Here is a 12,965-nt window from a genome sequence, read left to right on the forward strand (position 1 = left end):
CAGCACTAGGCCGCCCCACGCGCCGGCCGCTTCCCTATAGTCAGCCGCCTCTGCTACCGGCCCCACGGCTCGCTTCCCTACAGTCAGCCAGCCTACCACCGCGGATGCCGAAAGCGGTGTGCTTCGCACGGTGTCTGTTGGGGGCGGCCCCCCAAACCCCCGGTATTCATGCCCGGCCTCCGGCCAGCATCTAAGTCTAAGGTCTGCTTCGCAGGGTGTCCATTGGGGGCCTCACGGCCGGCCCCCAAGCCCCCTGGCCGAGGGCAAGCAAGGGGTGTCAGGTCGGCCGCGTCCGTCCGCGCCGCTCGGCCGGGGCCGCCGGTGGCCGGCGCTACAGGCCCAGCCCGCCCGGTACCGGCCCGGCGGCCGGGGGGCCGTGCAGCAGCCAGTAGCAGGGGCGGCCCAGGCGGGCGGCGGCGCGGGCCGTGCTCAGCGTGCCCGTGCTGGCCCCATCCCACAGCAGCAGCACCACATCGGCCCGCTCGGCTATCGCCCGGTTGCGCTCGTGCGTCGCGCCAGCTCCGTGCCGCCGGTAGTCGGGCCGCAGCTCCAGCAGCGGCACCCCGTTGGCCCGCGCCCAGCCGGCTGCCAGTGCGTCGGCCCCGGCGGCCCCGCCGCTCACCACCAGCGCCGGCCGCAGCCGGGCCAGGTGCGCCGCTAGTTGCCCCGCCGCCGGCTCCCCGTCCACACCCCGGCTCCCTACTACCGCTACCACTATTCCGGCAGTGCCTATTTGTACATTTTTCATATGCAAAGATACAAAATGTGCGCGTAAAAAAGTGCATAAAGTGCGTATGTATTTCGCATTTTAGTGCATCAAGTAGTGCATATTTAGCGTATATTTGTGTAGTAGCGGGGGACAGGCCCCCGCGCCAGCGTTGCCCGGAGGCCTACGGCGCGGCGCACCCCACGGCTAACCCATACAGCCATGCTTACCACTCTGCAATTCGCCCAACTGGCTACCGCCGCCTGGTCCGGCCCCAGCGCCGCCGTGTTCGCCAATATCGAGCATTACACGGCCGCCGTCGGCGACTACACCGCTACCACTTACGCCGTGTCCTACCACGTGGGCGGCGTGTGCCATATCGGCCGGGCCGCCTGCCCCTTCGAGGCCGTGGCTGCCGCCGTGCAGCACTACGTGGCCGGCATCCAGGCCCAGGCCGCCCGCCAGCTCGCCGCCGCCCAGGCCGCCACGCGCCACACCCGCCGGGTGCTGGCCACCGTGGGCGGGCAGCTTGCCGGCCGCCCGCCCCGCGCCGCCGGCTTCGCCTGCCGTGCCCGTCGCCACCGCTGCGCCCGCCTCGCCCATGCCTAGCCCGGTGCTCGCCCCGGCCGCGCCCTGCACGGGCGCGGCCCCCACGCCGGGCCAGGAGTTGGCCCGCACCCAATGGGCGCAGTCCGATGCCCGCGAGCAGTGGCTCGCCGCCCGGCACGGCAAGTACGCCCCCGGTGGCCGCGCCCGCCTCGCCGCCGCCAAGGCTGCCTACCAGCAGGCCCGCGAGGCCTTCGCTGCCGCCGCCCGCGCCTTTTGGGCCAGCCCCGAGGGCCACACCTACGCCGCCGCCCAGCGGGCTGCCGGCTACCTCAACCACTAGCAGCCACCGGCCCGCGCCCACCCACCAGCGGCGCGGGCCACCAGCCCCCCCTTCGCCATGCACCCCAAGACCTACACCCTTTCCGACATCCAGACGGCCAACCGCGCCGCCGGCCGCTACTTCTTCAGCCCCGACACCATGCGCTACTTCCGCTCTCGCGCCAGCGAGCGGGTGCACCAGGGGCCGGGCGGCATCTACTTCGTCACCAGCGAGCAGTACGACCGCGCCAGCCCCCGGCTTTTTACCGTGCGCCGCTTCCTACCCGGCGCGGCCGACATCGACACCGTGGGCAGCTTCCAGGCCCACGCCACCGCCCACCGCGCCCACGCCGAGGCCGCCCGCCTGGCCGCTGCCCCGCCCACCCACGCCGCCGAGAACTGAAAGTCAGCGAAGCTAAGTCCCCACCAAGCCCGCGCCCCCACCAGCGGCGCGGGCCATTACTCCCCCTTTCGCCATGCCCGCCTCGCTCACCATTTCCCTCAATCAGCTTGCCCTGGCCCTGTTGGGCGCGGGCGCTTACCTCTACTTCTGCCGCAGCCGGGGCGGCTACTGGAAGGCCTGCGCCACCGTGTGCGGCCAGCACGTCGAGCGCGACCACCCCAGCCCCTACGCCGCCCTGGCCGCCGTCGCCGCCGTGCTGCACGAGTACGAGGCCCGGCAGACCGCGCTGGACTGCTACGACCACCCCGCCGCCCGCACGGCCTACCGCACGGCGTGGGCCGCCAGCGCCGGCCAGCCCGTAGCCGCCCGCTTTGCCGCCGCCGAGGCCGCCGCCCGCGCCGCCGATACACTGCCAGCCGATGCCGGCCAGGAGGAGGCTGACGACCCCGACCCTGACGACCTGCGCGAGCACGACAGCGGCAATTGGGCCAGCAGCGGCGACCACCACGAGGACGAGGCCGAGCGCCTGTACCGCCACGAGCAGCGCCTGGCCCACGAGCAGTACCACCCCCACCACTAACCCACCCAGGGGCCGGCCGCCGAGGTCGGCCCTACCTACCAAACCAAGCACCACCATGCCGGCCCCTACCACCTACCAGCCCCACCTGCTCGACCCCCACGCCGCCGAGCCGCAGCCCGTCACCCCGGCTAACGGCCGCCACTTCCAGCTGCCCGAGCTGTACCGCCTGCTCGACTGCTCCCTGGTGGACGTGGTGCGCCTCACCGACGAGCTGATTCTGCTAATCGACGACGACGGCAAATTCCGCCAGCCCGCCTACCTCAACCTGCTGGCCACCTACCTCTGGCACAGCTACCAACCCCAGGCGCGGGGTGTGGATGCCATTGTCGGCCGCGCCATTCTCTGCCACGACCAGCAATTCCGCTAGCCCATGAAAGCCCCAACTTTCCGCGCCTACGTGCACCGCACCCCCGCCGGCTTCGGCTTCGCCGTGCGCCAGCTCCATAGCACCACCACCTGCGCCCTCAGCCCCAGCACCGCCGTGCTGACCCGCGCCGAGGCCATTGCCGCCGCCGCGCACTGCGCCTGCGAGCGCGAGCAGCACACCCATGAGCTGAACGCCCGGCCCGACCCGGACGACCCGCACGGCTACGACGACAGCCCCCACTAGCACCATTCCCAAACGGCCAACGAGGGCTGCGCCGCCAAGCGGCCCCCACCATTTTCCATTTCCTTATTTATGCCTACCAAAGCCAATACCCCCGCCCCCGTAGCCCCGGCCGCCGAAACCCTCACCGCCCAGTTGCCCGTGCCCAGCCGCGCCTACCTCACCGCCACCGTGGACGAGGCCAGCGGCGAGGTCGTGGAGCGCCCCCGCTTCAAGTACCTGCCCGGCCACCCCCGCCAGATTCGCTTCGATGGCAAGGCCGGCTGCTTCAACATCGGCGGCGGCGACATCCTCGGCAAGAGCCTCACCTTCATCCCCCTGGCCCTGCGCGTGTTTGCCGACGACCTGTTCAACATGGGCCGCAAGGTGTGGGCCGAACTCTTCTACGCGGACGAGAAGGGCATCGTGTGCGGGGTGCTCTTCCACGGCTACAGCGCCGAGAACCTGCAACACCTCAACGCCGACCTGTTTTACGACGACCTGCACCTGACCGACGTGCAGCTGACGGCCACCGCCGTCAAGAAGGAGAACAAGAAGGTGGGCGGCAGCTACTTCATCGCCGAGTTCAGCTTCCAGGCCGCCGACCCGGCCGAGGTGCAGGCCCGCCGCGAGTTCGCCGAGGATTTCGACCTCTACCGTGAGGAAACCTTGACCACCACGGCCGAGCTGCGCATCCTCACCGGCTACCGCGTCCCCGACCGCTACCAGTTGCCCGCCGAGCCGGAGCCGGCCCAGTTGCCCGCCGCCTAGCCCCCCACTGGCTGCCCGCCCGCCCCGCCACCCACCGGGGCGGGCGGCGCAGCCCTAGCGCCCCCCTGCTGCCATGCTGCAAACCCCCGAACTGCGCCAGGAGCTGCCTGCCACCGACGCGGCCGAGGCCGCCCGCCTCGCCGAGCTGACCCAGCTCGTCGCCACCACCGCCCCGCTGCCCGACCTGCGCGACCTCGCGCCCGCCGTGCGCCAGCTCTTCCCGCCCCCCGCCTACGAGGTCGGCTGCGGTGGCTCCCACATCTGGCTGCACCGCACCACCGAAACCCAGCGCCTCGCCTTCATCCTTGACCGTCACCAATAACCCCCTACACTATGTTCACCAACCTTACCCACCACGCCGGCCTCACCCAGGCCCAGCACCGCGCCCTGCCCGGCCTTAGCAATACCGACCTCTCCGCCCTGGCCGACCAACTGCTCGGCCGCCCGCGCCACGCCGGCAGCCCCGCCGCCCTGGCTTTCGGCTCCCACTTCCACACCGCCACGCTGGAGCCGCACCTGTTCACGCCCACCAACCCCCACGACCCCGCCGACGAGCAGGCCCGCGCTCGCGCCGCCGCCCTGGCCCGCCGCATCCGCCGCCAGCGCTACCCGCGCCACGTCCTCTACCGCGGCCAGGCCGAGCAGAGCTACACCGCCACCCACGACGCCACCGGCCTGACGGTGAAGGTGCGCCCCGACCTGCTCATCGACAGCCCCGCCGGCCTTCGCCGCACCCTCGTGGACTTCAAGACCACCAGCTGCCGCGACCTGCCCCAGTTCCTGGCCACCGTCGAGCAGTACGGCTACGACCGCCAGCAGGCCCTCTACGCCGACGTGCTCCAGGCCCACCGCGCCCTGCTGATTGCCGTGCAGAAGAACCCGCCTAAGAATCAGGAGCCGGCCGTGTGGGTGGTGGAGCTGACCGCCGAGCAGCTGGCCAACGGCCGCCGCAAGTACGCCCGCCTGCTACGCGCCCACGCCGAGCAGGCCACCGCCAGCCAGCGGCCCGTGCCTCTCCTGCCCACCAGCCCCGCGCCCGCCCGCCTACTAGCCGCCGCCTGAGATTATCACCACGAAAAAAGCCCCGACCAGCATCACGCCGGCCGGGGCTTTTTAGTTGGGAGCGCGAGCGCAGCTTACACCCGCCTGCGCTTCCTGCGTTGCTCAGTCAGCTCCCCCAACTGGCCCCAGCCGTTCACTATCGCGTCCATCGCCTCGCCCGTGAGCATGATAACCGAGTACCGCACCCGGTCGCGCAGGATGTAGTCGCTGGCGCAGTCCACATGGCCCTCCTGCTGCCGCAGCTCATCGGCCTCGCCCGGCTTCAGCGCCAGCGAGATGTGGATATAGCAGTTGCCATCGGGCAGCCGGGCCATCACGATGCGCCGGTTGTGCAGCCGCCGCATGATGCCCTTATTGGTTGTCTGACAAGGTAATTGGGCACCGGGCAGGTGGGCCGGCGGTATTGGAAAAGCCATGTGTAAAGAGGAGAGGGTTACTTGACAATCAACAGGTCTTCCAGCCGCGTCGTATAAGCCGGCGTGCGCCACGCCGCCTGCCCCTGCCAGGGCACCGGCCCACTCCCGGCCGGCCCCAGCGCCGCCGCCAGCTGCACCGTCCCGCGCCCGAAGCGCTCGTTCAGCCCGTCGAGCACCGCCATGAGCGCCGCGCCCGGAGCCGGCCCCACCGGCGCGGCTACCGGAGCCGGGGCCGCCGGCCCGCCCCCGAACAGCCCCAGCTGCTGCCCCCGGCCCGGCGGCTCCAGCCCGGCCAGCACCACGCCCGCCTTCACATACACCGCCCCCTCCTCCCAGATGCGCCCCAGCAGCTGCCCGGCCCGCGCCGCCAGCTCCCGCGTGTCGCTCGTGGGCACGGGCAGCGTGAGCACTGCCGAGCGCGAGTGTCCGCCCGGCTCCGCCCCCGGCGCAAAGCGGTTCTGGCTGATGAACACCGTCAGCACGTGCGCCAGCTCGCCCTGCCGGCGCAGCTTCTCCGCCGCCCGCGCCACGAACGAGGTCACGGCCCCCGCCACCAGCGCCCGCTCGCGCAGCGGCCGGCCAAACGTGCGCGAGCACGTCAGGCTCTGCCGCCGCAGGCTGCCGTCCTCGCTGCTGCCCAGCCCCGCGCACGGGTAGCCCTGCAGCTCGCGCACCAGCCGCGCCCCCACCACGCCGCCCAGCTGCTTGCGCGCCCACGCTTCCGATACCCGCGAGAGGTCGGCCGCCGAGTCGATGCCGGCCGCCGTGAGCTTCTGCGCGTACTGCCGGCCCACGCCCCACACGTCGCCCACCGCCACCTGCCCCAGCGCCCAGCGCCGCCGCTCGTCCGAGTCCAGGTGCAACACCCCGCCCAGGGCCGCGTCCTGCTTGGCCAGCCGGTTGGCCAGCTTCGCCAGCGTCTTCGTCGGGGCCACCCCCACGCAGGTGGGGATGCCCGTGCGCCGCTTCACATCGGCCCGGATGCGCCCGGCAAAGGCTGTGAGGCTGCCCCCGATGTGCCGGCCCAGGTGCGCCTCCAGCCCGCCCAGGTCCAGAAAGGCCTCGTCAATCGAGTACACCTCCACGCCCGGCACCGTCTGCCCCAGGTAGTGCATCACGCGCCGGCTCATGTCGCCGTACAGCGTGTAGTTCGAGCTGAGCACCGCTACCCCGTGCTGCCGCAGCAGCCCCTTGACCTGGAAGTACGGGTCGCCCATTTTCAGCCCCAGCGCCTTGGCCTCCTGCGAGCGCGAGATGATGCACCCGTCGTTGTTCGAGAGTACCACCACCGGTCGCCCTTCCAGCCGCGGCTGAAAGACCCGCTCGCAACTCACGTAGAAATTGTTGCAGTCAACCAGGCCGAACATAGGTCAGTTATCAAGTAGCATTTAACAAGCAGGCGCAAACTCAAATAGGCAACCTATGGAATTGTATAACTGGCTGTTAAATGATAATTGTTACTTGTTAAATGAACCCTAGTCGTAGCTCTGAATCAGGGCCGTGAGCTTGCCCGGCAGCAGCTCGTGCACCACGTGCGTCACCACGCCCCAGATGTGCACTTCCTCGGTGTTGCGCACCCGGTAGGGCTGAAAGGCCGGGTTGGCCGGCACCAGCCACCAGTCCTCGCCCCGCCGCTCCAAGCGCTTGACCGTGCACTCGCCTTCCAGCACGGCTACCACAATGTGGCCGTGGTCGGCTTCAATGTGCTTGTCCACCGCCAGCAAATCGCCGGCGTGAATCTCCGCGCCGGCCATGCTCTCGCCCATCACGCGCACCAGGTACGTGGCATCGGGGTGGCGAAACAGCAGCTTGTTCAAGTCGAACAGCCCTTCCAACTCATCGGTGGCCGGCGAGGGAAAGCCTGCCGAAACCCGGCAGGCGAACACCGGCAGCAGCAGCGGCATCGGCGCTTCTACCACCGGAATAAGTAACACGTCGTGCATAATAAAAGCGAATAGCTGGACACCAAAATAAACGCAAACTAACCTGATTAGGCCATCTTCTGCCTAGCTGATTTGGCAACAACGCCTGAATATCAAGCCTAAAAATATTCTAGTGTCAAGTCCACTCACCCACTAGTGGCCTCATAAAGAACAGCCTGAAAGCCCCGCGACCCTTGCTAGTACTTAGACTTGCTATGTAACTTAGTATTCCGTTTCTATCACCTTAGCTGCCCGGGCCCGATGGCGACTGCTAAAAAATTACGCTATTCACTCGACGAAGACCAGCACCTCGCCACTTGGGAAACCGGTCCCGACCCCGACTACAACGAGGCCGCGCCAGCCGGCTTCGATGACGTAATCGATTGCGAGTATGAGGTGCCCGCTGACCCCGACTATGACGACGCAGGGCAGCCTACCTACGACGAGCCCGCGCCCGCCGACCCCGACTACGGCGACGAGCCGGCCGTTTCTTGGACCGATGAAGCGCCCGGCTCACCGCCCCCGCCCGCCCCGGCCGCGGGCTTCACCTACGCGCTAGGGCAGGCCGTGCGTCCACTCACGCAGCAGCAGGCTCACCCCGTTGTCTGGCAAGGCTACCTCAAGGAGCGCCACCCCACCACGGGCCTGGTGCAGCGGGTGCCGGTCTACCAGCTCCGCGACGGCTTTTGGGACTGCTATCGCGAAGATGAGCTGCAGGCCGCCTGAGCCAGCCCGGCAGCCCATTAAAAAAGCCGGCTCCCGTCCAGGAGCCGGCCTTCGCCAGAATCATATAGCCTCGTGGCCTTAGGCTGCTACCACATCGACCGGGTTGTTCCCAAACTCGAACTGCTGGTAGGCCTGCGCTCCGCTTGAAGTCACGGCGAACAGCTCCACCGCGTCATCCTGGTTGAGGCCGTTGGTCGAGTTCACCAGCGCGTCAATCGGCAGGTCCACCAAATGCCCTAGGGCCACGCCCGTAGCCCAGGTCGCGCCGGCGCAGTCAGCACTGCCGCTCCGGGTGGGCAGGGCCAGCAGCACGCTGGCCGTCGCGTCACCGGGCTGGCTCGACGTGAGCCGACAGCGCACGTAGAAGCGGCCAGTGTCATCCAAACCGCTGGTTAGCTCGCTCACCGTCAGCGTCGGCCCGGCGGCGTCCGCGCCCGTCAGTACCGCCCCCGGCAGCTCAAAGCCCGGCTGCGCCACGTCCAGGATGTAGCTGCCCTCGGGCACAAGCTGCTGCAGCGAGTTGAAGGTGTTGGCCGGCTTGAACACCGTGTAGCCGGTGCCGGCGGCGTTGAAGCCGTAAATGGCCCGCACCTGGTTCTTCCAGGCAGCCGAGGCTAGCGGCAGGGCTGCTCCACTAAACAGAATGCCCACCAGGGCTTTGTTAATCAGACTCATAAGTAGAAAGTAGAAAAGTTAGAAAATACAGTCTTCCCGCGGGTCGAGGTAACCCAGTAGCCGGTAGCCGGCCGGCAGGCCCACCAGCGGCCAAGCCTCGCCCACGGCGAACACCCGCGCCAGCTCGGCCGGTGCCGTGCCCGCCGGGGCCTGCACCTCGGCCAGCAGCCAGTCGCCCAGCGCCACCTGCGCCCGCACCGCGCCTACCGCCGCCATCGGCCGCACTCCGGCAATCCGTACCATACCCTAGGGAAATGAAAATGGAAAAAAGCAAAAGGCCGACCCCGGCTTGCGCACCAGGGCCGGCCCACTCATTGCCTAGGCCGTCAGACCTAGAAGTTCACCGTGGCGGCGAAGCTGCCCGTGTGGGCCACGCCAGCGTGGGTGAAGCGGAACGGCTGCCCAGCGTAGCGGTCGAGGTAGGCCACCGAGGCCACTTGCGCGCCCCCGAGGTAAATGTCCATCGAGGCCGGGGCCGCGCCGCCGCTGGCCAGGGCGTTGAACTGCAGCGTGTCACCCGCCGAAGCGGCCAGCGTCACGCCGGCCCCGTCCTGGTTGGGCCCGCTCAGCGTGGTGTCGTAGCTGCGTACCGGCGCGGCCTCACTGCCGCCCGGAATATTGGCTACCACCGACACGGCTTCGCCAAACAGCGGCTCAGCCGCCAAGGCCCCGCCGCCGTTGCCGTTTGCCGTAGGGTTGAACACCTGCACTTCCTCGCCCGGCGAGCTGCCGCCGGTGGCGGCCGTGAGCATGTCGCTCAGCCCAGCCGTGCGCAGCGCGTGCACCAGCAGCGTTTCGGTCGAGACATCCACCCCGTAAAGAGAGTTAATGCGGTCGAGCCGGGCGCGGGCGTCGGCCGCCCCGGCCAGGGCTGCCACCAGGGCGGTGGCGTACTTGCGGGCCTTGGCGTCGAAGCGGGCCCGCAGCTTGAGGGCGGCCTTCGTGCGCTTGTCGGCCTGAATCTGGTAAGCGGTCTTGGTGGCCACAGATAGGGAAAAAGAAAAAGTGGAAAAGGAAGAAGAGATGCCTGGCCCAGGCCCTAGGGTCGCAGCTAGCCGCCGACGCCGCCCGGCACTTAGCCCACGTACTCGATAGCCAGCGGGTTGGTACTATTGTTATTGAGCGGGTAGAGCTTGCCGTTGAGCATCTGGTAGAAGTTGATGCCCACCGCGCCCACCACCAGCTCGTCGGCCGTCGGGGCCGTGGATAGCGTGGCCACCACGTCGCGGTTCTGCAGCGCCGCCGAGTTCAGGGCCAGCACACCCAGCGGCTGCGCCACGGTGGCCACCCGGAAGGTACCCGCCTCGAAGTTTACCGCCGACACGCCGTAGAGCACCTCGAAGTGCGTGGCGCCCTGCGGGGCCACAATGTCAGTCTGCGGGTTCAGACTCGGGATGCTCAGCGTCACATCCGCCCCGCTGCCGGCAATGCCGTACTGAAAGAACAGCGTCTGCCCGATGCCCGCCCCCAGGTTGAAGTTGAAGCCAATCAACTCGTCACGGGCGTTATCCGCATCCACCACCCGCTCGCCGCGGTCGTTGGCCTCGTCCAGGCCGATGATGGTGCGCATGGCCTGCGTCAGGCGCGACACCATACGCGAGTCCGAGGCTGCGGCAATCAGCACGCGCAGCGAGTCGCGCAGCAGCTTGCCGGCCGCGGCGGCGCGGCCGAACTCCGAGGCGTTCTCGCGGGTGCGGGCTAGCGAGGCGGCCGAGTTAAACGCGGCCTTGTTCGAGGCGGGCTTCTGCCGCACCGAGCCGTCCTTGGCGAACACGAGGCCGCCAACAGTGCCCTTCAGGCCCAGAATACCAGTTTGGGTTGCCATAAGAAAAAGTGGAAAAGGGAAAAAGTGATAGAAAACATTTATTAGACAATTCGTTACCAGGCGCATCCCCCGGCGTAGCGCCGCTTCACGGCCGCCGCAAACGAGCGCCACAGCTTTGGCGGCACCGGCCCTAGGGTGCCGCAGCGCCACAATCCCCGACCGGCCCGTTGGGCTAGCATCTGCTGCTGCGCCCGGCCCGCCACGGTATGGGTAGGGTCGTAAGCCCAGGCCCAGCCCCGCACCACCAGCACCGAGTCCAGCGCCATCGGCCGCGCCGGGGCGGCCAGTAGCAGCACGTCGCCCAGCGTGCGGCCGTACAAGTCCAGCCCCGCCCGGCGCACCAGCACCAGCTGCCCGGCCGGCAGCAGCCGGCGCACCGAATCGGCTGCCAGTACTCCAAAGGGCTGGTCGGTTTCGGGCGCATCCACGCCCCGCAGCCGCAGCCTAAACGTGGTAGCCCCAGCCAGTAGCACGTAGGTATCACCATCGATGACCCGCACCACGCGGGCCGTTTCCAGCACCACCCGGCCCGACGGCTGGGCCCCAACCAATAGCTGCTGCCCACCCGCCGCCAGGCCCAGCAGGGCCGCAGTGGTTAGCCGTAAAAAAGCGTGGTAGCGAATCATACCCCGAACCTAGGGCCGCCGCCTACCGGGTTGTATATTCGCCTAGCCAACTATACCCCAAAGGCCCCCACATGCCCCAGGTCTGCATCTACCCCAAGCAGGCGGCGCAGCTCACCGGCAACCAGTACAGCGCCGGCAAGCGCCTGCTCCAGCGTATCCGAACCCAGCTCGGCAAGCCCGCCGGCGCCTACGTATCAGTGGGCGAGTTCTGCCAGTTCACCGGCCTGCCCGAAGCCGAGGTAGTCCGCGCCCTGGCCCGCTGCTAGCGCCTAGCTTGGGCATGCCTAGAGTATAGCTAAAGCATGGCTGGAGTATAGCAACGGTACGGCCGCCCGGCCGCTGCTGCAAAGACCGGAGCCGCCCCGTCGGCGGCCCCGGCTCCGCCGCCCTAGGCCGCCGCACCAGGCAGCACCCGGCACACCGCGCCGGTGGTTTCCTGCTCACGGCCCCCGGCTTGGCCTTCCCACACGCGCTGCATAGTCTGGTGCTGTAAGTCCTCGACCACTTTGGCATATACCAGTGTGGTTTGGATGCGCGTGTGGCCCATCACTTTCTGCAACACTTCCACCGGCATCCCGCGCAGCAAGCTCTGCGTGGCAAACGTGTGCCGAGCCGTGTGCATCGTCAGCAGCTCAAACTTGGGCACCGACTTCTTCACCATCTCCCCGGCTACGCGCTCGGCCAATACGACTTCCGCCGTGAGGCCCGCGTACTTGCCCACCCGCTTCAAAAAACGGTTCATCACCTGGTTGGCCAGCACCGGCAGCAGCCGCGCCCGCTGCCCGTCCGCCCGCGCTGCGTACTTGTCGATAATGGCTCCCGCCGCTTCCGTTAGGTAGATGCTCACCCCGGCCCTCGTCTTGGTCTGCACCAGCCGCAGGATGCGGTTACCATTCCATTGCTCCACATTGCCCGGCTGCAGGGCCTGCACGTCCGAGTAGCGCAGCCCCGTATAGCAACAGAACAAGAGCACGTCGCGCACCTTCACTAGGTAGTCGGGCAGCACCGTGGCGGCCAGCGCATCCAGGTCGGCCGCCGTGAGCCACATCTTCACCACGTCCACCGCCTTGCCCTGGAGCTTGCGCAGCTCCACCGGCACGGCCATGCCGCGCTCCTCGCGGCACCAGCGCAGAAACACCTTCACGTTGCGCACGAGGGTAGCCACCGTGTTCTCGGCTAGCTTGCGCTCGAAGCGCAGGTAAGCCAGCAGCCTGTCGTGGGTAGCTACCTCGTAGGTAGTCGGGTGCAGCCGCTCCTCCGTGTCGCGCTCGAAGTCGCCGAGCCAGTTGCGCACCACCAGCCGCTGGCGCAGTGTTTCTTTAGAGTAGCCCCGCGCCCGTAGTGCCTGCCGGTACTCCTCATACAGCTCCGTCATGGGCCGCAGCACCGGGGCCGTTGGCCCCGGCTCGGCTGCCGGCTTGAGCACCGCCTTTAGGCTAGCCAGCGTGGGCTGCTCGCCGGCCGCCCGCAGCTTGCGCCACCACGTCAGCACGTCGGTGGCCATGCGGTTCAGCAGGTTGTTGGCTTCCTCAGTCAATGGGTAGCTGCCGCGAAATTGCTGCCGCTTGTCGTTCCAGTCGGCCGGCCGGCACTTCTCGCCCGTCGCGCACGTCAGCCGCGCCCCGTCGAAGTACACGATTAACTGCACCGGGCATTCTCCCGCCGCATTCTTCTTCTGCTTTCGCAGCACGAATTGGGTAACCATAAGGGTAGCGTGTAGGGTAGCGTCGCTCCCGCCTTAAAGTGAAAGATTCGCGCCCGGAAGTACCGATTCCTCCAAACGCAAAAAACCCGGAAAAC

General features: G+C 68.3%; 21 protein-coding genes. 11 read left to right on the forward strand and 10 right to left on the reverse strand.

Features of this window, described 5'->3' with window-relative positions; genetic code table 11:
- Positions 1–331 precede the first annotated feature (331 nt).
- Positions 332–748 carry an SLOG family protein gene (locus tag HHL22_RS11935; protein WP_169531545.1) on the reverse strand — a complete coding sequence of 139 codons (417 nt, stop codon included), beginning with the start codon at positions 746–748 and terminating at the stop codon, positions 332–334.
- A gap of 180 nt (positions 749–928) precedes the next feature.
- On the opposite strand from HHL22_RS11935, the gene HHL22_RS11940 reads away from it, so the two are divergent.
- The 9 genes from HHL22_RS11940 (at position 929) to HHL22_RS11980 (ending at position 4,975) form a co-directional block, all read left to right on the forward strand.
- Positions 929–1,315, forward strand: a complete 387-nt coding sequence (locus tag HHL22_RS11940) for a hypothetical protein (protein ID WP_169531546.1) — start codon at positions 929–931, stop codon at positions 1,313–1,315.
- A complete protein-coding gene (locus HHL22_RS11945) occupies positions 1,275–1,595 on the forward strand; it encodes a hypothetical protein (RefSeq protein ID WP_169531548.1) in 321 nt (106 codons plus the stop codon). Before HHL22_RS11940 ends, HHL22_RS11945 begins: the two co-directional genes overlap by 41 nt.
- A gap of 57 nt (positions 1,596–1,652) precedes the next feature.
- Positions 1,653–1,976 carry a DUF7447 family protein gene (locus tag HHL22_RS11950; RefSeq protein WP_169531549.1) on the forward strand — a complete coding sequence of 108 codons (324 nt, stop codon included), beginning with the start codon at positions 1,653–1,655 and terminating at the stop codon, positions 1,974–1,976.
- Positions 1,977–2,049: 73 nt separating this feature from the next.
- Positions 2,050–2,556, forward strand: coding sequence for a hypothetical protein (locus tag HHL22_RS11955; protein ID WP_169531550.1), 507 nt, complete (start codon positions 2,050–2,052; stop codon positions 2,554–2,556).
- A 55-nt stretch (positions 2,557–2,611) separates the two neighbouring features.
- Positions 2,612–2,923: a DUF3846 domain-containing protein gene (locus tag HHL22_RS11960; RefSeq protein WP_169531552.1), complete on the forward strand. Its 312-nt coding sequence runs from the start codon at positions 2,612–2,614 to the stop codon at positions 2,921–2,923.
- Positions 2,924–2,926: 3 nt separating this feature from the next.
- A complete protein-coding gene (locus HHL22_RS11965) occupies positions 2,927–3,166 on the forward strand; it encodes a hypothetical protein (RefSeq protein WP_169531554.1) in 240 nt (79 codons plus the stop codon).
- 69 nt (positions 3,167–3,235) lie between these two features.
- Positions 3,236–3,913, forward strand: a complete 678-nt coding sequence (locus HHL22_RS11970; RefSeq protein WP_169531555.1) for a hypothetical protein — start codon at positions 3,236–3,238, stop codon at positions 3,911–3,913.
- A 73-nt stretch (positions 3,914–3,986) separates the two neighbouring features.
- Positions 3,987–4,235 (forward strand): hypothetical protein, encoded by a 249-nt coding sequence (locus tag HHL22_RS11975; RefSeq protein WP_169531556.1) that lies wholly within the window; start codon positions 3,987–3,989, stop codon positions 4,233–4,235.
- A gap of 11 nt (positions 4,236–4,246) precedes the next feature.
- The gene (locus HHL22_RS11980; RefSeq protein WP_169531558.1) at positions 4,247–4,975 is read left to right on the forward strand and encodes a PD-(D/E)XK nuclease-like domain-containing protein; all 729 of its coding nucleotides are present in this window, start codon (positions 4,247–4,249) and stop codon (positions 4,973–4,975) included.
- A 74-nt stretch (positions 4,976–5,049) separates the two neighbouring features.
- Here HHL22_RS11980 and HHL22_RS11985 read toward each other — a convergent pair whose 3' ends face one another.
- The 3 genes from HHL22_RS11985 to HHL22_RS11995 form a co-directional block, all read right to left on the reverse strand.
- Positions 5,050–5,391, reverse strand: a complete 342-nt coding sequence (locus HHL22_RS11985; protein WP_169531559.1) for a hypothetical protein — start codon at positions 5,389–5,391, stop codon at positions 5,050–5,052.
- Between the two features lie 17 nt (positions 5,392–5,408).
- On the reverse strand, positions 5,409–6,758 hold the full coding sequence (locus HHL22_RS11990; protein ID WP_169531560.1) for a Y-family DNA polymerase: 1,350 nt from the start codon (positions 6,756–6,758) through the stop codon (positions 5,409–5,411).
- A gap of 108 nt (positions 6,759–6,866) precedes the next feature.
- A complete protein-coding gene (locus HHL22_RS11995; protein ID WP_169531562.1) occupies positions 6,867–7,334 on the reverse strand; it encodes a LexA family protein in 468 nt (155 codons plus the stop codon).
- A gap of 240 nt (positions 7,335–7,574) precedes the next feature.
- Here HHL22_RS11995 and HHL22_RS12000 point away from each other — a divergent pair, with 240 nt between their 5' ends.
- Complete coding sequence (locus HHL22_RS12000) at positions 7,575–8,039, forward strand: hypothetical protein (RefSeq protein WP_169531564.1); 465 nt, start codon at positions 7,575–7,577, stop codon at positions 8,037–8,039.
- 78 nt (positions 8,040–8,117) lie between these two features.
- Here HHL22_RS12000 and HHL22_RS12005 read toward each other — a convergent pair whose 3' ends face one another.
- From HHL22_RS12005 to HHL22_RS12025, 5 genes are all read right to left on the reverse strand, one after another.
- Positions 8,118–8,714, reverse strand: coding sequence for a hypothetical protein (locus HHL22_RS12005; RefSeq protein ID WP_169531566.1), 597 nt, complete (start codon positions 8,712–8,714; stop codon positions 8,118–8,120).
- 18 nt (positions 8,715–8,732) lie between these two features.
- On the reverse strand, positions 8,733–8,957 hold the full coding sequence (locus tag HHL22_RS12010; RefSeq protein WP_169531567.1) for a hypothetical protein: 225 nt from the start codon (positions 8,955–8,957) through the stop codon (positions 8,733–8,735).
- 89 nt (positions 8,958–9,046) lie between these two features.
- Positions 9,047–9,700: a hypothetical protein gene (locus tag HHL22_RS12015; RefSeq protein WP_169531570.1), complete on the reverse strand. Its 654-nt coding sequence runs from the start codon at positions 9,698–9,700 to the stop codon at positions 9,047–9,049.
- A gap of 89 nt (positions 9,701–9,789) precedes the next feature.
- Entirely contained in the window at positions 9,790–10,539 is a 750-nt protein-coding gene (locus tag HHL22_RS12020; protein ID WP_169531572.1) for a hypothetical protein, read from the reverse strand.
- Between the two features lie 53 nt (positions 10,540–10,592).
- Positions 10,593–11,165: a thermonuclease family protein gene (locus HHL22_RS12025; protein ID WP_169531574.1), complete on the reverse strand. Its 573-nt coding sequence runs from the start codon at positions 11,163–11,165 to the stop codon at positions 10,593–10,595.
- A gap of 71 nt (positions 11,166–11,236) precedes the next feature.
- Here HHL22_RS12025 and HHL22_RS12030 point away from each other — a divergent pair, with 71 nt between their 5' ends.
- Positions 11,237–11,431 carry a hypothetical protein gene (locus HHL22_RS12030; protein WP_169531576.1) on the forward strand — a complete coding sequence of 65 codons (195 nt, stop codon included), beginning with the start codon at positions 11,237–11,239 and terminating at the stop codon, positions 11,429–11,431.
- Positions 11,432–11,553: 122 nt separating this feature from the next.
- Here the strand turns inward: HHL22_RS12030 and HHL22_RS12035 are convergent, their stop codons facing one another.
- Positions 11,554–12,870 (reverse strand): tyrosine-type recombinase/integrase, encoded by a 1,317-nt coding sequence (locus HHL22_RS12035; protein WP_169531577.1) that lies wholly within the window; start codon positions 12,868–12,870, stop codon positions 11,554–11,556.
- Positions 12,871–12,965: the final 95 nt, after the last annotated feature.

Origin of the sequence: Hymenobacter polaris, from assembly GCF_012927305.1 — a bacterium.
GTDB lineage: Bacteria > Bacteroidota > Bacteroidia > Cytophagales > Hymenobacteraceae > Hymenobacter > Hymenobacter polaris.